Below are 17,753 nucleotides of genomic sequence, written 5' to 3' on the forward strand. Positions count from 1 at the left end.
CACGTGCCACCGGGCACCTTCAGCGCCGTCTCCCTCCAGGCCGAGCCGTGAGAACGACGCGAGCGAACCACCCGAGGGCCGCGAAACATCCGAGCTGCGGGCCGGCGAGCATGCCGGCCAGGAGGCACAGCGCGACGGCGTCCGGACCGTGCAGGAGCGCTGCGGCCAGGCCGATCTCGACGTCCCCGAGCGGCGTGCTGACGCTGTTGCCGAACGTCACGGGCGGCGGATCTGCGCGGCGGGCGACGCCTGCCACGGTCGAGACGGCGAGGAGCACACCCCACGCCAGGGCGTCGGCCGCACCGACCCCGGCGCCGCCGAGCATCACCGCCCCGAGGAATGCGCCGAGAACCAACGGGGTAAGCGTGAGTGCCAACGTCACAGCCTGCGGACGCGTCGGCACGAGGCGCCACAGCGACGACGAGCCGAGCCACGTCGTCAGGCCCTGCCCGGCCATGGCGACGACGCTCCAGACGACGAAGGCCGCCACGACGACGGTGGAGCGCTCACTGAATGCCGGCCCGAAGATCGCCCCGAACGCCCAGACGCCGAGCATCCATGCGGCCCTAGCAGCGAGCGGTCCCCGACGACGGAACGCTGCGACGACGTCGCGTGCGAGGAAGTCGACCACGACAAAACGGTGGCGGAAGTGAGCCACGCCGAAGCTCGTCGCGCGGCCTCGACGACGACCCGCCCTACGCGCACTGCGCACCGCGAACACACTCGGGTCGAGCATCACCGCGCCCGTCACCGCCGTGTCCACGGCATCACCCGCAGTCCGAAGACTCGGCCTACCGACTTGGCGCAGCCACGTCGCCCAACGCCACGTTGAGACGAGCGTCACCGCGGCCACGAGAACGGTCGTCACTCCGATGATCCACGGCCTCGCACCCGTGACATCCCACGTCGCCCCGACATGGCGCCCCCAGGTGATGACGAGTGCAGCGGCCGCTGCCACGACTGCCGCGGCCACGCGAAGTCGATCGGCCACCCGGCGAGCCTGCGCCCAGAGCGCGATCTGGTGCACGGCTACACCGACGAGGCCGCCCAGGGGAACGAGTACGACGGCGCCGCTGCCTCCACCACCCAGGAGCGCCGTCGTCAGGCCACCGAGGGCACCGAGAGTCGCGACGAGCCCGAACGTCACGAGGAGGGGTCGCCTCAGCAGCCGAGCCCGATCGATCGGTGAGGGCAACAACCACATCGCCGGAGCCGGCCGCGCGTGGGCTGGGCCGAACGACAGACACGTCGCGAGGAGGCCTGCAGCCCAAGCGGCAGCGAGGGCACACGGCACCCATGATGCTCCCGCACCCCCGAGGGTCCCCACTGCCTCATGGACGACGGCGAGCCCCATGGCGCAGCCGGTGAGGGTGAGGAGGAACCCGCCGTAGACGAGAGTCCATGTGGAGGTCCGGCTCTCCCGGCTGCGCGCCCGGGCGTCGCGCAGGACGTCGGCCTCACCCATCGGCACGCTCGTGGGCGCGCTCGACGTCGAGAAGGCGAGCGCCCGCGATCGCGCACAGCGTGTGGTCATGACTGGCCATGAGAACGGCGCGGCCTTCGTCGGCGCACGCTCGCAGGTAGTGGCCTAGCCACTCGCGGCCGTCCGCGTCAAGACGTTGCTCCGGTTCGTCGAGCACGAGCAACCGCCACGGCCGCACGAGCGCTTGGGCTAGACGGAGGCGCTGTGTCTGCCCGGAACTCAGGGTGGCGGGCATCCTGTCACCGAGGTCGGCGAGCCCGAGGGCGTCGAGGGCATCGACGACGACGCGGGCCTCCTCACCGTGGGCCCGGGCGAGGATCGCGAGATGTTCGGCGACGGTGAGGTCGGGAAACCAAGCCGTGTCGTCGAGGAGCGCGCACACCTCGCGCCGCGTGGTCGAGTCGCGTTCGTCGAGGGGCGAACCGTCCCAGAGCACAGCGCCGCCGTCGCACTCGTCGAGGCCGGCGATGCAGCGCAACGTCGTCGTCTTGCCCGCGCCGTTGGCGCCGACGAGTGCTACGACCTCGCCGGCGGCGAGGGTGAACGTCAGATCGTCGACGACACGCACGCCGCCGAACGATCGCTGCAATGATTCGACCTCGAGCACACCTTCTCCTTGGGGGGGTCGACGACAGCCTGCCACGGTTCGTCGCCGGGGGCGCTCACGCGACGTGTGAGGGGCCATCCAGGCGTGCCACCCCGCGCGGCGACGGCGGTGCCGGGGTCGCCCGTTGTTAACCTCGGACGGTGTTTGTGAGCCGCGCAGAACTCGAGACGATCCTCGGCACGACGATCCCCGACGGGGTCGACGGCGTCGACGCCGTCACCCACGACTCCCGCGCCGCCGCACCCGGGGGCGCATTCGTCGCCGTCCCCGGGTTCACGGTCGACGGGGTGACGTTCGTGCCGCAGGCCATGGCCAACGGCGCCACCCTCGTCGTCGCCGAACGAGAGGTCGAAGGAGCTCCCACCGCCGTCGTGCCCGACGCCCGGGCCGCGCTCGCCGCCCTCGCGACGGCGACGGCCGGCCACCCGAGCCACGACGTCGTCGTCTACGGCATCACGGGAACGAACGGCAAGACAACGAGCAGCTACGTCCTGCACGGCATCCTTTCCGCCGCGTACGGCGAGGAGCACACGGGCCTCCTGACGACGGCGGAGATCGTCGTCGGCACCCACCGCGAGCCTGCCGTGCGCACCACGGGCGAGGCGCCGCAGGTGCAGGGCAACCTCGCGCGCATGCGGGACGCAGGCGTGCAGCACGTCGTCCTCGAGACGAGTTCACACGGCATCCACCTCCAGCGCGTGGCCGGAACCCGCTACGCCGCAGCGCTGTTCACGAACCTCACGCGCGACCACATCGACCTGCACGGCACGATGGAGGACTACTTCCTCACCAAACGCCGCCTCTTCGAGTGGACCGAGGGCCCCAAGCTCACGAACGTCGACGACGCCTACGGCGCCCGCATCGTCACCGAGGTGCCCGGCACGCTCGGCTTCGGCGTGAGCGAGAAGGCCGACTACCGCATCGGCGACGCCCGCCCGAGCGAGGGCGGCACCGCCTTCACCCTGACGACGCCCGCCACGTTCCTCGACGGCCGCCAAGCGCCGGGACGCATCGAGCTGCAGATGCCGCTGCTCGGCGACTACAACGTGCACAACGTCGCCGGCGCCTCCGCGATCGCCCTTGAGATGGGCATGCCGCTCGACACGCTCGTCGACGCCGTGAAGAACATGGGCCAGGTTCCCGGCCGCTTCGAGCGCGTGGCCGCGGCCACCGACAAGGGCTTCGAGGTCGTCGTCGACTATGCCCACACCGAGGTTGGCCTCGAGCTCGTGCTCGACGTGGCGCGCGACGTCATCTCCCCCGAGGGCCGCGTCATCTGCGTCTACGGCGCAGCGGGGCGCCGCGACCCGGCCAAGCGCCCCAAGATGGGTGAGGTCGCGAGCCGCCTGGCCGACGTCAACATCATCACGAACGACGACACCTACGACGAGGATCCGCAGGCCATCGCGGACGAGGTCATGGCCGGCGCCGATGCGGCCGACACGACGGTCGTGCTCGACCGCCGCGAGGCGATCCGTCAGGCGCTGGCGCAGGCTCGCCCGGGCGACATCGTCGTCGTCGCGGGTAAGGGCCACGAGCGCGTCCAGCACCTGCCCGACGGCGACGTCGATTTCCACGACACGACCGTCGTCACGGAGTTGCTCGCCGAGAGCTGACATCCGAGAACGACCACGAAGGGCCGGTCCCGCGCAGGAGCGAGGGCTGGCCCTTCGTCGTCCTGTGCCCCGAAATATCGGGTTTCCATGAACGTGATGCACGAGACACCGCCTCGACTTGCACCCGATTCACTACAGGCGTAGTGTCGAAGACATCGAGGCACTACAGATGTAGAAAGCAGATGTGGGAAAGCCTCCAGCGCCTGTCTCAACACCTCGCGCACACAACTTTTCGAAGGAGAAACATCATGGACAACATCACCACCGTCTTCTGGGCCCTCATGACGATCAGCGCCATCGGCGTCATCGCCTTCGTCGCCACCCTCGCCACCTGGGGCACGCAGTTCTTCGCTGCCAACCGCCCGGTGCGCAAGGAGCGTCGCGAGAGCATCCCGGCCTACTACGGCCGCCTCGCCACGGCGCACTGATCGCCCACAAACCAACCGCGAGACCCCGTCACACCAGCTGGTGTGACGGGGTCTCGTGCCGTCGCTGCGACGTTGGGGTTCAGTCGAGGAGCGACTCGCGCAGCTCAGGCGGCAAGAGGCGGCGCGCGCAGATCATCTTCTGCTCGACGGCCGACGTCACGGCCTGAGCCGCGAGGATCGACGTCGACACGACAACCTGCGCCGTCGCAGCCTGAACGGCCGAACCGCCACCGAGCATGACGCCGATGAAGGCACCGGGCAGCGTCACCATGCCGGCCGTACGGGTCTGGTCGAGCACGGGGATGAGCGACTCGGGCAGACGCCGTTCGATGACGAGCGCTATGGCGTCCTTGGGCAGCAGACCAATCGAGAGGCCCGCCTCGTACTGGTTCTTCTCCTCGCGCAGGCCGTCGAAGGCGCGACGCGAAACGAGCGTGTGCACGCTCATGACGTTGCCGATGACGATGCCCGCGGTGGGGATGATCGACTCGCCCTTGAGCGGCACGACGCCGGCCGCCGCGACGATGACGAGCACGGGAAGCAGCCCTGACGCCATGGCGATGGCCGCGGCCACGCGGGCGCGATGATCGGTGGCTCCGGAGCGTTTCGTCGTCGTGAGGACGGCGACGAGGAACATCGCGACAACCGCAGCGATGGACGCCCAGAGGTACTTCACGACGCCCGTGATGAGCAGCGCGGCCAGCGTCAACTGCACGGCGGCGCGGGCCACTGCGATAAGCGATGTGCGCGACAGGCGGACACCGGACATCCGGTAGCCGACCTGGATCATGAGGAGCAGGCAGACGATCGCGACGACGACGTGCCAGCCGAAACCTGTTGTCACCCGTGCAGTCTGCCCGCGTTCGCCCCCGTCGGCCAGTGAGGCGAGACTGTGCAGACGCCCCATGGCCGGTTCGGCGGCTTGTGACGAACGCAGAGGAGACGCCCATGACGACGCTGCCCCACCCGGGCACCGGCGAGCCGTTCGCCTCCCCCGTGCCGCCGGGCACGGGATGGCCGGCCGACCCCGCTCGACCGCGCACCCGCGTCGCGCGCAGTTCGGACGACGTCGAGCGGCTCGCAGCGTCGTCGCGTTCCCTGGAGCAGCTGGACGCCCGGGTGACGGTGTGCCGCGCCTGCCCGCGGCTCGTCGCATGGCGCGAATCGGTGGCGCGCGACAGGCGGGCAGCGTTCGCGGGCGAGCCCTACTGGGGACGGCCGGTGGCGGCCTTCGGCAGCACCAACCCCCACGGCCTGATCGTCGGCCTGGCCCCGGCAGCCAACGGCGCCAACCGCACGGGCCGGATGTTCACCGGCGACCGCAGCGGCGAGTGGCTCTTCGCGAGCCTTCACCGGGTGGGCATCGCGTCGCAGCCGGTGAGCGAACACGCCGGAGACGCCTTGGAACTCGACGGCGTCCGCATCACCTCACCGGTGCACTGCGCGCCGCCGGACAACGTACCGACGAGCGTGGAGAAGGCCACCTGTTCCACCTGGCTCGTGCGTGAGCTGCAGTTGCTCGAGCCGGGGTTGCGCACGGTCGTCACGCTCGGCGGTATCGCGTGGACGCAGACGCTCGGCGTCGCGCGGCGCCTCGGCTGGGAGGTGCCGCGCCCCGCCCCCCGCTTCGGCCACGGCGCCGAGGTGGAGCTACGCACGGCGAAGGGACGCCCGATCACGCTGCTCGGGTGCTACCACGTGAGCCAGCGCAACACCCAGACCGGAGTGCTCACCGAGGACATGCTCGACGCGGTGCTCACGCGGCTTCACGACCCGATTCTGTAGACGTTCGGCGTCATATACGACGCGCAACGTCGACAGAATCCGCAGGAAACCTCCCAGCGGATCGCCACGTCGAAGGGCTGTGACTGCATATCGTGACGTCGTGACAAGCACAGCTGGCGAGACGTGGGGGATTTCCGGCCCGAACTTCCTCATCGGCTACGTCATTCTCACGTTCGCGGGCTACCTCATCGCCCGCTGGATCTTCGCGCCGCAGCAACGCGGGCCCAAGGACCTCGGCATCCCTCTCGACTCGTTGAGTTCACCCGAATGGGGCCTCATGCGACGGCCGGAGGCCGCAGTGAACGCTGCGATCGCCGACCTGCTCAGCGACGGCTGGCTGGTCGGCTCGCCCGGACGGTGCGCGCCGGCCGGGCGCGGTGAACGCCCCCTTCGCACCCCGTTCCACGGGGCGGTCCTCACTGCGGTTGCGAATGCCGGTACCCACCAGCCGACGACGAAGCAGCTCCTCGCCGACCCGACGGTCGTGCGCGAGATGGCGACGATGCGCGGCCACCTCGAACGCCTCGGTGTTCTCACGACCCCTGCCCGCGAACGTCGCGCCTGGGGACTGCCCCTCGTCATGACGGCGGTGATCGCGCTCGGCGTCGCGCGGCTCGTCGCGGGCCTGAACAACGGCAAGCCGATCCTCTACCTCCTCGCCGCTCTGTTCTTCGCCGCTCTGTTCACCATGGCCGCCTACGGCGAACCACGGCACCTCACACGGGCGGGTCAGCGGTTGATCACCGAGAAGGCGAAGGCCAACCCCGACCTCGTCATCTCGAAGGCGACGCGCAAGAGCGGGTACGTCGGGGGCGCCGGGCGCGACATCGGCCTCTCGGTGGCCCTCTTCGGCACCTCCGCGCTCGTCCTCGCCCACCCCGCAGCGGCGTCCGCGTTCGGTATCGAGCACACCACCTACGGCGCCATCCCCACCGCCGGCAGCAGCGGGTCGTCGTACACGAGTTCGTCCTGCAGCAGCGGAGGCTGTGGCAGTGGATGCGGCGGCTGACACCCTGCAGGCCGATTCTGTAGACGTTCGGCGTCACATACGCCGCGCGATGTCTACAGAATCCGACGGAGTTGATCGCCACCCGGCGTCAGCAGCACGGTTGGATCCTCTCCTACGCCGGGCTCGTCGCGTGGTTCGCCCTCGGCACGGTGCGCCTCGTCGTCTGGCTCGGGCGCGGCAGGCCCGTCGGCTATCTCGTTGCGGAACTGATCGCCTTCGCCGTTGCCCTCGCCCTGAATTTCACCTTCCGGCGCGACCGCATGACGAAGGTCGGCACCGAGGCGCCGGCACCGCGCGACCTCGGGCTTGCCGTCGGACTCTTCGGCACGGCTGCCCTCTTCGTCGCGGCTCCGGCCTTCGCGGAAACGATCGCCCTCCCGAAACAGGTGTACGGCTCCGTGGCGAGCGACGGCTCAGGCGGCGGCGACTCGGGAGGCTCGGGATCGTCGTGCGGTGGCGGCTGCGGAGGTGGTTGTGGTGGATGATGGCGCCATCACACCTGGGGAGGGACGAGATGACCACACCTGAGCACATCGCGATGCTGAACGGCCGCACCGCCGCAGTTCAGGCTGCCACCGCCGACCTGCTCGAACGCGGCGCCCTGCGCAGCGACGGCCACACCGTCTCCGCGGGGGCCACCGTTCCCGGCATGACGGACCTGCAGCGAGCCATCCACCGCGCCGTCCACAACGGCGCGCCGCGTGTCGAACAGGACCGCGACGTCGTCGCCCAGCTCGACCTCCTCCAGCGTGACTGCGTGCGCCGCGGCCTCCTGCACCCGCCGAAGCGGGCCAAGAACGGCAGTTCGGTGGGCGGCCTCCTCCTCGGCGGAGTCATCCTGCTCGTCGTCCTCGCCGTCCTGAAGGCGCCGATTCCCCTCGTCGTGGTGACCATGGTCGCCATCGTCGTCGCCCTCTTCTTCGCCATCCGCCGCCCGGCAGCCCCACGTGACCGCCGCACGAAGCAGGGCATCGCCGCCCTCCAGCAGGCGCGCGCGGAAACGGGCGAGGCGTCGCCGCTCGGCGTGCGGGTGGCCGCGTTCGGCACCCGCCCGCTCCTGCTCGCCTTTCCCGCGGCAGCCGTCCTCGGCTGGCCGCTCGTCGACTTCGACGACCCCATGGTGCAGGCCCAGCGCTGGGCCGGTGGAAGCGGTGGCGGCTACTCCTGCTCGTCGTCGTCCGGGAGCGACGGCAACCACGACGCGTGGTGCAGCGGCGGCAACACCTGTGGCTCCGGCGGCTCGTGCAACTCCGGGTCGTGCAGTTCGAGCAGCTGTGGCGGCGGTTCCTCCTGCGGCGGCGGGTGCTCGTCATGACGACGACGCCGGCCACCACGCGCCTGCCCATGCCCTCCGGCGTCGGCATCGGCTGGCGTCAGGAGATCGCGCCCCTGCTCGCGGGGATGCCGGACCTGCGCTGGGTCGAGGTCGTCGCCGAGGGCGTCATGCACGGTATGCCACCGGCCCTGCGTCGGCTGCGTGACGACGGTGTCACCGTCATCCCGCACGGCGTGCGCCTCGGCCTCGGCGACGCCGAAGGACTCGACGAGCACCGCATCGCCCACTTCGCCGATGCCGCCCGCATCACAGGGGCGCCGCTCGTCAGCGAGCACATCGCGTTCGTGCGCTCCGGAGGCGTCGAGGCCGGACACCTCCTGCCGCTGCCGCGCACGCGGGAGGCGGCCGACGTCATGGTCGCCAACGTCAAGCGCGTGCAGGCCGAGCTCGACGTCCCGATCGCCCTCGAACCCATCGCGGCCGTCTTCACGTGGCCCGAGGACGAGCTGACCGAGGCGCAGTTCGTCACCGAGATCGTCGAACGCACCGATGCGATGCTGCTGCTCGACATCGCCAACGTCTACGCGAACGCGCGCAACCACGGCTGGGACGCCCTCGAGCAGGCCCGGGCCATGCCGCTGGAGCGCCTCGCGTACATGCACGTCGCCGGAGGCGCGGAGAACGAGGGCATCTACCACGACACCCACGCCCACCGCGTCGAGCCGGAGGTGCTCGCCCTCATCGCAGAGCTGTCGACGCACACGCAGTTGCCCGCCGCGATGCTCGAACGCGACGGCAACTACCCGCCTGCGAGCGAACTGCTCGGCGAGCTCGACGCCATCGCCGACGCCGCCCGCATGCCGCGCGTCAGCACCCAGGTGTCGGTCGGTGTCTGAGCCGGACGTCAACGCCTCGCTCGCCGCCCGTCAGCGGCAGGTGCTCGACGCCGTCACGGGAACGGCCGCCATCCCCGACGGCTTCGCGGCGTTCAACGTCGACGTCGCGCGACGCGCCTTGCTCGACAAGCGTGCACGCGAACTGCACTACACGTGGCCGATCCTCGCCGCATCGCTCACCGAGCGCCTGCGTCCGCTCTTCGCGGAGTTCGCCGAGCACCGCCCGACGCGCGGCATGCGCAACGACGGGTACGCGTTCGCCACGTGGCTCGAGGCGCGCGGCGACCTCCCTCTCGCAGGCGCCCTCGAACTCGCCCAGGCGCGCCTCTGGTGGGTCTGGTCCGATGACGACACCCCACCTCAGCGGCGGACGTCACGGATCGCGAGCGCCCGCTTCCCCGGCGGCCGTCTCGTGCGCACGGGCAACCGCGTTCACACGATCGGCCGACCGCGCACGTCCTAACCGCGCGTGCTCATGTGCTCCCACGGCTTCGACAGGTCGAAGCGGCGCCCGCTGATCTCCGAGACGGCAATACGCACGATCGTGTGCTTCTGCGTGGGCACCCACGGGCGCAGCGGAAGCTGTTCGGCGCGTGCCTTGTCCTGGCCCTCGAGCACCTCGGCCTTGCCGTGGACGACGACGCTGCACGCCTTGGCGTCGCGCCTGCCGTCCGGCGCAGCCACGAGGTCGTCGACCTCGAACGCGACGGCGTCGTTCATCGTCACGCCGAGCAGCTTGCTGCCCTCTGCGGTGCGGAAGTAGACGGCCTCGTGGTCGGAGACGTAGTTGATCGGCACGATCTGCACGTCGCCCACGAGCGTGTAGGCAAGGCGGCCGAACTCGTGGCGGCCGAGAAACTCCCAGCACTCCTTCTCGTCGAGCGGGTGGACGACGTCACGCGGTTCCGCGAACTCGGGCATGGCTCCTCCTGGTGCTCCGGCGGGGGCTGGTGCGCCCCGCACCTCCAGCCTGCCCTGCCTGCGGGCGCGGTGGGGACCTTCGGCCCCAGGCCCTTCGTCCCTTCCCTGGGCTACTCTCGAAAGGTCAGCCGCGAGGAGGTGCCCACGTGAACGCAGCCATCGGCCTGATGATCGCCTCGGTCGTCGTCATGGCGCTCATCGTCGTCTTCATCGTGCGCGTCAACAATCAGGTGCAGCGCCAGCAGCGCGAGCGCTACTTCGGCGACATCAGCCACGTGCGCATCCCCGACGACACGAGTGAACTCACCGACCGTCGTCAGCGTCCGAAGCCGCCCTACCGCCCGCTCTGACGCGCGCGAACCCGCGTGGCGTAGAGCAGGAGCATCGCGACGACGCAGCCGACGGCGGTCTCGGCGGCACGATCGAACAGCAGCGGTCCGACGGCCACCTCGTGCCCCAACTGCCCCATGAGCAGGGCGAGTGGCGTGACGAAGATCAACGCGATGCCGTAGTTACGACCCACGAACAATTCCGCCGCGGCTTGGAGCACGGTGAGTACGAGCACCGCCACGACGCCCCGGGGGTACAGCGGCAGGATGAGCGCGGCGAGGCCCACACCGGCGAAGGTGCCGATGAGGCGGTGCAGCCCACGCGTGAGGCGGGCGCGACGCGTGGCTCCCGTCAGCCCCGCGACGACGGCCACCATGGCCCAGTACGCGTGCGTGCTGCCGTAGAGCGAACCGACGACTGCGCCGACGAGGCCCGCGACGAGGGCTCCCCCGGCGAACAACATGGCCCGCCGACGGTTCGCCTCAACGCTCAGAACCTGCGCGAGATCGAAGCGCGGGAGGACGACCTTCTTCGCACCGTCAGCGCCGCCGCGCGACGATTCGACACGCACCCGGCCCACCTGACTGACGACGACGGAGAACGCCGCCGCGAGCGCCGCCACGGCGAAGGCGACCGGCACGTTGCGCGGGTCGTGCGGCAACGACGTCACGGCCGTGAAGGCGAAGACCGGGAACAGCGGGCCGGGCGGGTGCCAACGCATCCCGTCGGAGAGCAGGGAGGTCGCGCCGGCCACGAGCGTGCCGCCGAGGATGACGGCGAGTTCGCGTTGGGGCATGAGCGAAAGGGCGGTGCCTGCGGTGACGAGCACGGTCAGGACGCTGCCGACGACGATCTGTTCCCCCGCGCGCCGGGCGTGCTGCTGCCCTCGCGCGTACAACGAGGTGAAGGCTCCGAAGGCGGCGAACATCGTCCACTGCGGACGGTCGAGGACGACGAGCACGAGCAGCGGGACGAAGACGGAGACGGCCGCGCGAACCGCGACACGGTGCGCTCCGGCGTGGGGCCCGACGGTGAAGAAATCGGTGAGAAAACCGGAGTTCGAACGCTGGGAGGCCACCGCTCGACGGTACGCCGCACATGAGCCGCACACCTCATCGCGAGCACCCTCGCGGCCCGTGATGTTGCTCATCCTGACGGCGTCGACGCGCGAATGTTCCTCGCGCAGTTGAGCGTTCGACCTGGGCGCCCCGGCGGGGGCTATCCACGCGACAGGCGATCGGTACCACACCGCGAAGGTGGATTCGGGCAATCCGGCGGGCTAATCTCGTGAGCAAGTAGTGGTGGCCGCATCCGAGAAACCTCCCTGACCGCAACACGCCACCCGAGGAGTTTGAACATGTTCGCACTCGCCATCGTGCTGCTCATCGCAGCCGCTGCCCTCGTCCTGTGGGTCATCTTCGGACTCAACGACGCAGGCAACAACAAGATCCACTTCGACGGCTTCGGCATCACCGCCGACCTCAGCCCCCTCACCCTGTTCCTGCTCGGCGCCCTCGCGCTGCTGCTCGTGTGGGCCGCCACGCGCCTCATCGCCGCCGGCACGAAGCGCGGCATGCGCAAGCGTCGCGAGCGCAAGACGCTGGAGAAGGAGCACAAGCTTCACGAGAAGGACCGTCTCGCCGCCGAGCGCGACCGCGACGCCCTGCGTGACGAGCGTGACGCCGAAGCCCACCAGCGTGAGACCGCCGAGGCCCGCCAGCGCGTCGCCGAGCGTGACGTCGCCCGCTCCGAGGCCGACCACCGCACGGACGCCAACTACGTGCGCGGCACCGAGCCGCAGCGCGGCGCGCACAGTGACGTGCGAGACGCTGACGTGCGTGACGCCGGCACGGACGGTCGCCACTACCGCGACTGATCCACAGCGTCACTCATGACGAAGGGGTGCCCCACCGATTCGGTGGGGCACCCCTTCGTCATGGGCGAGGGTCAGCTCTTCGCGGGCTCTCCCTTCGGCTCCTTCTTCGGCGCCGGCTTCGAGTTGGCGGCGTCGACGAACGCGTGACGCGGCGACTCGAGATCCATGAGCGCGCTGGCGTCGCGGCCGAACATGAGACCGACGGCCCAGTTACCGAGGATGCGCGCCTTGCGCTCGAACGTCGGCATCGCGTACGCGTGGTAACCGCGGTGCATCATCCACGCCGGCAGGCCGCGCAGACCGAACTTGCCGACCTGGGCCACACCCTTACCGACACCGAGACCGGCGACCGAGCCGATCGTCTTGTGCTTGTACTGCTTGAGCTCGCCGCCCCCGCGGATGACGGTGAGGATGTTGCTTGCGAGCACCGGCGCGTGACGCAGCGCGTGCTGAGCGTTCGGCACACAGAAGCCGCCGGGGCCCATGCCGGTGACGTCGGGAACGGCCGCGTTGTCGCCGGCACCCCAGGCGCCCTCGACGACGTTGCCGTCGTCGTCACGCACGCGCAGGTCGGTGCCGACCATGAGGCGGCCACGGTCGTCGATCGGCAGGTCGGAGTCGACGAGCACCGGGTTGGCCTTGACGCCCGCGTTCCACACGATGGTGTCGGCGTCGAACTCCTCGCCGGTCGACAGCACGATGTGCTTGTTCTCGCAGCTCTTGAGCTGCGTGTCGAGGTAGACGTCGACGCCGCGCTCGCGCAGGGAGGCGACGACCCACTTCGCCTGCTCCTCGCTGACCTCGGGCATGACGCGGCTCATGGCCTCGACGAGCACGAAGCGCGGGTCTTCGGGCGACAGACGCGTGTAGTGCTTGATGGCGTCCTTCACCATGTCCTGGATCTCGGCGATCGCCTCGATGCCGGCGAACCCGCCGCCGACGAAGACGAACGTCAGCGCACGCTTGCGCTCCTCGGGGTCGGTGAGGACGGCGGCCTCGTCGAGGCGCGCGAGGACGTGGTCACGCAGCGTGACTGCTTCCTCGATCGTCTTGAAACCGATGCCCTCCTCGGCGAGGCCGGGGATTGGCAGCGCGCGCGGCACGGAGCCGGCGGCCATGACGATGTGGTCGTACTCGAGCGTGAAGTCGTCACCGAGCTCGGGGTCGACGTTGACCGTGCGGTTCGCGTGGTCGATCGACGTCACCTTGCCGGTGATGATGTCGGCACCCTTGAGGTGACGGCGCAGCGGCACGAGCGCGTGGCGCGCCTCGATTGAACCGGCCGCGACCTCGGGGAGGAAGGGCTGGTAGGTCATGTAGGGGTTCGGGTCGACGACCGTCACCGAACCTTCACCCTGGTTCAGCCCCGCGAGGAGCTTCTTCGCCGTGATGAAGCCGAGGTATCCGCCGCCGACGATGAGGATGCGGGGGCGCACGTTCGTGTTCTGCGAGAAAGGCATGTCTTCACTCTAGAACCGTTCGAGGCACCGGTCGAAATGCAGAGGGCAAAGGACCAACTGTAGGTGATGACGCTCGCCCGCGTGTGGTTCCGGCCTCGTCAGTTCAGCCGTCCGAACGGGTCTCAGAGCTCGAGCACGAGCTCCTTGCCCTTGCAGCGGCTGACGCAGATCATCATGACGTCGCCCTCCTCGCGCTCGTCGTCCTCGAGGACGGAGTCGCGGTGGTCGATCTCGCCGGAGACGACGCCCGTCTCGCAGGTGCCGCAGATGCCCTCGAGGCACGAGCCGAGCACCGAGATGCCGTTCTCACGCACGACCTCGAAGATCGACTTGTCGGCCGGCACCGTGAGGCGCATGTCGGACTCCTCCAGGACGATCTCGAACTCGGAGTTGTCCGAGTCGTCGATCTCCTTGGGCGTGAAGCGCTCGACGTGGGCGACGAGCGTCGCGCGCGTGCGGCACTGGTTTTCGACCGCTTCGAGCAGACGCTCGGGGCCACACGAGTAGACGAGTGCAGCACCCTCGGCCTCGATCTGGTCGAACATGCCCTGCAGGTCGAAGGCACCCTTCGGGTCCTTGGCCCAGAGCGTCACCTTGTCGCCGTGCTGGGCGAGCTCGTCACGGAAGGCCATCGTCGCCTCGCTGCGGCCGAGGTAGTACAGGTGCCAGTTCTTCCCGGCGGCCTCGACCTCGCGGATCATCGGCATGATCGGCGTGATGCCGATGCCCCCGGCGACGAAGACGTACTTGGGTGCCTTGCGCAGTTCGAAGTGGTTGCGCGGGCCGTAGCTGACGAGTTCGTCGCCGGCCTTGAGCGTGTCGTGGACGTAGGAGGAGCCGCCGCGCGACTCGACCTCGCGCAGCACCGCGACGCGGTAGCAGGAGCGGTCGGCCACGTCACCGCAGAGGGAGTACTGGCGGATCGTCTCGGCGAACGGGTCGTGCTCGGGCATCGCGCCGGCTTCGGCGGCCTGCATCTGGGCCGGGTCGACGCCGCCCAGGACGAGGTCGAGGTGCGAACCGGGCGTCCACGGCGGCAGGTCGCTGCCGTCCTTGGACCGCAGGGTGAGGAGACGGACGCCGTCGGCAGCTTCGTCGATGGTGTCGACGACGAGCAGGGTCGACGATTCCGGCTGGGTCGATTCCGAGATCATGCGCTTCTCCTTCGGCGGTGCTGACACTCCGCGGCCCTTTCGTTCGGGTGCGAACGAGTCACCAGTGTACGCACCACATCATGCATCTGTGACCTGCGTCTCAATCGTTGCCCCGAAGTCTTTCGGGGCCGAACGAAACGTCCTAGCGTAGGGACATGACTCAGCGCGTCCTCATCGTCCAACACGACCACTGCTCCCCTCCCGGCGCCGTCGCGGAGCGTTTCCGCGAGCGCGGCTACGAGGAGACGCTCTTCCAGATCGTGCCGGAAGCCGATTTCGAGAACCCGGGCGTCGAGGTGGAGTTCCCCGACGTTCGCGGGTTCGACGCGATCGTCGTCATGGGCTCGTACTGGTCGGCGTGGGACGACGACCTCATCGGCTCGTGGCTGCGCCCCGAGATGGAGATGCTGCGCGAGGCTGACGAAGCCGGCGTGCCGGTGCTCGGCATCTGCTTCGGCGGGCAGCTGCTGGCGCGCACGCACGGCGGCTCGGTGGCGCGTGCCCCGGAGCCGGAGATCGGCTTCGTCGAGGTGACGAGCGAACGTGAGGAGCTGGCTCCGGGCGGACGCTGGTTCGCGTGGCACTACGACCGCTGGCAGCTGCCGCCGCAGGGCGTCGAGTTCGCGCGCAACGCGATGGCGTCACAGGGATTCATCCTGCGCAAGAACCTCGCCGTCCAGTTCCACCCGGAGCTGTCGTCGGACATGCTGACCGGCTGGTGCGACAACGGTGGCCGCGAGATGCTCGCCGGCATGGGCCGCAGCGCCGACGACCTCATCGCGCAGGCGCGCGACTGGGACGAGCGCGGTCGCGAGCGCGCCCACGCCGTCGTCGACGGATTTCTCGACAACGTGGCGTCACAGGAGGCCCGTGCCTCGTGAATGCCGTGATGGGATTGATGGGATGAACCGATGAGCGTTCAGATTGCCGTGAGCCTGCCCAGCACTGCGGTTGCCTTCCTCGACCACAGCGTGGCTGCAGGGGAAGCGCCGAGTCGAGCCGCGCTCATCACGATCGCGCTCGAGCGAGAGTTGCGCCATCGTCTGGCCATGCGCGACACGGAAATCCTGAGCCAGGTCGGGCCCGCGGACGAACTGGACGACCTCGTGCTCTGGAGCGGTCGCTCCTTCGACGATCTCGACTGAGCCGCGGCCGCCCACTCACGGGGTCAGGGCTGGCCGGGCTTGAGGGCCACCCACAGCCCCTCGGCTTCGGCACACAGGCGTTCGCCCGCCCACAGCGAGCCGCGGATGAATTGCTTGCGCCCCTCGATGCGATCGACGGTGGCCGTCACCGTCAGCGTCTCGTCGACCGGCGCGACGGAGCGGAAGTTCACGGTGAGGTACGCCGTGCGACTGGGGTCGAGCTCGGCTTCCAGAGCGAGCGCTCCGAGGACGTCGTCGAAGAGCAGACAGATCGCTCCGCCGTGGACGACGGAGTTCTCCCCGACGTGGAACGTGCCGAAGCGGACGCTGCCGGAGAACGAGTCGCCGACGTAGGTGCCGTCGTCTACGGGCGGCACGAGCGCCTGCGCGCGGCCGACGGTGTTGACGCGACCCCAGACGCGCTCGGGTTCGGGGGCTCCGGCGCCGCGCAGAATGGTGTTCACCTTGCGCAGGTGTTCCGTGATTTCGGCGGCCTGAGCGGCGTCGAGGCGAGAAGCGGCCACGAGGTCGAGCAGCTCGCGTATTTGCGTCGCCACCGAATCGTGGGCATCGATCGTCACGGGCGGCACCGTGTTCACACGCAGGGCGTGCAGTGCGGCGATGGCGTCGCGCTCGGTCATGGGTTCTCCTCTGAGTTCGGCATCGCCGGGGCGGGCACCGGCCTGTGCGCATGATGCCCCGAGCAGGGCGAGTACGTCGAGGGTGCCTGGTGACGAGGGAAAGGTTCAGGCGAGGTCGTCGGCGTACTGACGCGCGCAGAAGTCACGCAGATCCTCCGCCAGCGCGGCTAGCTCGCCCGCTGCGTGATGATCGGGCGACCATGCGGCCCGCAGCGACTGTGTGAGCACCTGGCCGTCGACGTCGAGCACCCGCCGCGGTACGAGGCCGAAGCGCGGGTCGTTCGTCAGCACCGCGATGCCGCGGCCGGACGCGGCGATGGCCTGGGCCGCCTCCGGTGAGTCGACCTCCTGCAGGTGTGCCGGCGCGAGCCCCGCGTCCTCGAAGGCGCGCGCGAGAACCTTCCGCACCGGGTAGCGACCGGGCAGGACGACGAGGGGGTCGGCGGTCGCGAGGGTCTCGAGCGAGAGGGTGCGCGGCGCTTCGTGGCTCTGCGCCTCGTCGTCCGCCGATGGTCGTGAACCGACGTAGGCGCGCACCGGTAGCTCGGCGATGATCATCGACGCGAGGCCGCTCGGGGCGGGCGCCGGGGCGACGACGAAGTCCGCGCCCTCGTCGAGCGCGGCGAAGACGTCCTCGCTGGGGCGTGCGACGACGTTCGGCGTCGGTGAGGCGCCGTCGTCAGCGGGTCGCGAGGCGAGGAACGGGGCGATCACGTCGCTCAGGGTTGTCGGCGGAGCGGCGAACGTCAGCGAGACGAGACGTCCGGCCGCGAGCGAGGTCGCGGTGCGTTTGATGAAGGCCTCGCGCTCGAGGAGATCCCGGGCGAGGGCGAGCAGTTCCGTACCGGCGGCGGTGAGGCGGACGCCACCCTCGGAGCGGGCGAAGAGCGTCACGCCGAGTTCGTGTTCGAGACCGCGGATCTGCCTCGACACCGCCGGCTGGCTGACGTGGACGGCGGCCGAACCGCCCGTCACGGTGCCGGCGTCGGCCACGGCAACGAAATAGCGCAGCGCCCGTAGTTCCACTGGCCGTCCTCCTCACGTCATGGGTCAGTCCACCGCCACGTCATAACCAGAAGGCATGGCGGACAGCCGAAACAAGTATTGGACAGCCTAGCCGCGATCG

At 69.8% G+C, this 17,753-nt stretch carries 21 protein-coding genes; 12 read left to right on the plus strand and 9 right to left on the minus strand.

The annotated features are described in order from the left end of the window. Positions 1-19 precede the first annotated feature (19 nt). Positions 20-1,534: a DUF6297 family protein gene (locus IM689_RS02730; protein ID WP_193642763.1), complete on the minus strand. Its 1,515-nt coding sequence runs from the start codon at positions 1,532-1,534 to the stop codon at positions 20-22. Continuing rightward, positions 1,458-2,090, minus strand: coding sequence for a heme ABC exporter ATP-binding protein CcmA (gene ccmA, locus IM689_RS02735; RefSeq protein ID WP_319803774.1), 633 nt, complete (start codon positions 2,088-2,090; stop codon positions 1,458-1,460). Before ccmA ends, IM689_RS02730 begins: the two co-directional genes overlap by 77 nt. A gap of 140 nt (positions 2,091-2,230) precedes the next feature. Here ccmA and IM689_RS02740 point away from each other — a divergent pair, with 140 nt between their 5' ends. Together IM689_RS02740 and IM689_RS02745 are read left to right on the plus strand one after the other, a co-directional pair. Further along, entirely contained in the window at positions 2,231-3,706 is a 1,476-nt protein-coding gene (locus IM689_RS02740; RefSeq protein WP_193642765.1) for a UDP-N-acetylmuramoyl-L-alanyl-D-glutamate--2,6-diaminopimelate ligase, read from the plus strand. Between the two features lie 248 nt (positions 3,707-3,954). After that, positions 3,955-4,134 carry a hypothetical protein gene (locus IM689_RS02745; protein WP_118913757.1) on the plus strand — a complete coding sequence of 60 codons (180 nt, stop codon included), beginning with the start codon at positions 3,955-3,957 and terminating at the stop codon, positions 4,132-4,134. A 79-nt stretch (positions 4,135-4,213) separates the two neighbouring features. Here the strand turns inward: IM689_RS02745 and IM689_RS02750 are convergent, their stop codons facing one another. After that, positions 4,214-4,978: an ABC transporter permease gene (locus IM689_RS02750; protein WP_052946911.1), complete on the minus strand. Its 765-nt coding sequence runs from the start codon at positions 4,976-4,978 to the stop codon at positions 4,214-4,216. A gap of 104 nt (positions 4,979-5,082) precedes the next feature. Here IM689_RS02750 and IM689_RS02755 point away from each other — a divergent pair, with 104 nt between their 5' ends. From IM689_RS02755 to IM689_RS02780, 6 genes are all read left to right on the plus strand, one after another. Continuing rightward, positions 5,083-5,919 carry a uracil-DNA glycosylase gene (locus tag IM689_RS02755; protein ID WP_193642766.1) on the plus strand — a complete coding sequence of 279 codons (837 nt, stop codon included), beginning with the start codon at positions 5,083-5,085 and terminating at the stop codon, positions 5,917-5,919. A gap of 100 nt (positions 5,920-6,019) precedes the next feature. After that, positions 6,020-6,928, plus strand: a complete 909-nt coding sequence (locus IM689_RS02760; protein WP_193642767.1) for a TIGR04222 domain-containing membrane protein — start codon at positions 6,020-6,022, stop codon at positions 6,926-6,928. 71 nt (positions 6,929-6,999) lie between these two features. Further along, entirely contained in the window at positions 7,000-7,413 is a 414-nt protein-coding gene (locus IM689_RS02765) for a DUF2207 domain-containing protein (RefSeq protein ID WP_187036391.1), read from the plus strand. A 29-nt stretch (positions 7,414-7,442) separates the two neighbouring features. Then, positions 7,443-8,243, plus strand: a complete 801-nt coding sequence (locus IM689_RS02770) for a TIGR04222 domain-containing membrane protein (protein WP_047310727.1) — start codon at positions 7,443-7,445, stop codon at positions 8,241-8,243. Beyond that, the gene (locus IM689_RS02775) at positions 8,186-9,100 is read left to right on the plus strand and encodes a DUF692 domain-containing protein (RefSeq protein WP_319803775.1); all 915 of its coding nucleotides are present in this window, start codon (positions 8,186-8,188) and stop codon (positions 9,098-9,100) included. The genes IM689_RS02770 and IM689_RS02775 overlap by 58 nt, the downstream gene beginning before the upstream one ends. Continuing rightward, the gene (locus IM689_RS02780; protein WP_193642768.1) at positions 9,093-9,563 is read left to right on the plus strand and encodes a hypothetical protein; all 471 of its coding nucleotides are present in this window, start codon (positions 9,093-9,095) and stop codon (positions 9,561-9,563) included. The genes IM689_RS02775 and IM689_RS02780 overlap by 8 nt, the downstream gene beginning before the upstream one ends. Here the strand turns inward: IM689_RS02780 and IM689_RS02785 are convergent. Next, positions 9,560-10,021, minus strand: a complete 462-nt coding sequence (locus IM689_RS02785) for a pyridoxamine 5'-phosphate oxidase family protein (RefSeq protein ID WP_193642769.1) — start codon at positions 10,019-10,021, stop codon at positions 9,560-9,562. The genes IM689_RS02780 and IM689_RS02785 overlap by 4 nt on opposite strands. A gap of 146 nt (positions 10,022-10,167) precedes the next feature. Here IM689_RS02785 and IM689_RS02790 point away from each other — a divergent pair, with 146 nt between their 5' ends. Beyond that, positions 10,168-10,371, plus strand: a complete 204-nt coding sequence (locus IM689_RS02790) for a hypothetical protein (protein ID WP_047310729.1) — start codon at positions 10,168-10,170, stop codon at positions 10,369-10,371. Here IM689_RS02790 and IM689_RS14965 read toward each other — a convergent pair. Then, positions 10,356-11,429 (minus strand): FUSC family protein, encoded by a 1,074-nt coding sequence (locus tag IM689_RS14965; RefSeq protein WP_319803776.1) that lies wholly within the window; start codon positions 11,427-11,429, stop codon positions 10,356-10,358. The two genes, IM689_RS02790 and IM689_RS14965, sit on opposite strands and share 16 nt — an antisense overlap. Before the next feature lie 279 nt (positions 11,430-11,708). On the opposite strand from IM689_RS14965, the gene IM689_RS02800 reads away from it, so the two are divergent. Beyond that, entirely contained in the window at positions 11,709-12,227 is a 519-nt protein-coding gene (locus tag IM689_RS02800; protein ID WP_193642771.1) for a hypothetical protein, read from the plus strand. Positions 12,228-12,298: 71 nt separating this feature from the next. Here the strand turns inward: IM689_RS02800 and IM689_RS02805 are convergent, their stop codons facing one another. Next, positions 12,299-13,687, minus strand: coding sequence for an NAD(P)/FAD-dependent oxidoreductase (locus IM689_RS02805; protein WP_193642772.1), 1,389 nt, complete (start codon positions 13,685-13,687; stop codon positions 12,299-12,301). 122 nt (positions 13,688-13,809) lie between these two features. Then, positions 13,810-14,841, minus strand: coding sequence for a PDR/VanB family oxidoreductase (locus IM689_RS02810; RefSeq protein WP_193642773.1), 1,032 nt, complete (start codon positions 14,839-14,841; stop codon positions 13,810-13,812). Positions 14,842-14,996: 155 nt separating this feature from the next. On the opposite strand from IM689_RS02810, the gene IM689_RS02815 reads away from it, so the two are divergent. Both IM689_RS02815 and IM689_RS02820 read left to right on the plus strand, forming a co-directional pair. Next, positions 14,997-15,722, plus strand: a complete 726-nt coding sequence (locus tag IM689_RS02815; protein WP_129666106.1) for a type 1 glutamine amidotransferase — start codon at positions 14,997-14,999, stop codon at positions 15,720-15,722. A 30-nt stretch (positions 15,723-15,752) separates the two neighbouring features. Next, positions 15,753-15,986 carry a hypothetical protein gene (locus IM689_RS02820; protein ID WP_193642774.1) on the plus strand — a complete coding sequence of 78 codons (234 nt, stop codon included), beginning with the start codon at positions 15,753-15,755 and terminating at the stop codon, positions 15,984-15,986. A 23-nt stretch (positions 15,987-16,009) separates the two neighbouring features. Here the strand turns inward: IM689_RS02820 and IM689_RS02825 are convergent, their stop codons facing one another. Further along, positions 16,010-16,627 carry a PaaI family thioesterase gene (locus IM689_RS02825; protein ID WP_193642775.1) on the minus strand — a complete coding sequence of 206 codons (618 nt, stop codon included), beginning with the start codon at positions 16,625-16,627 and terminating at the stop codon, positions 16,010-16,012. A 105-nt stretch (positions 16,628-16,732) separates the two neighbouring features. Continuing rightward, complete coding sequence (locus IM689_RS02830; protein ID WP_193642776.1) at positions 16,733-17,653, minus strand: LysR family transcriptional regulator; 921 nt, start codon at positions 17,651-17,653, stop codon at positions 16,733-16,735. Between the last annotated feature and the right edge of the window lie 100 nt (positions 17,654-17,753).

Source organism: Dermacoccus barathri, from assembly GCF_015070805.1.
GTDB lineage: Bacteria > Actinomycetota > Actinomycetes > Actinomycetales > Dermatophilaceae > Dermacoccus > Dermacoccus abyssi.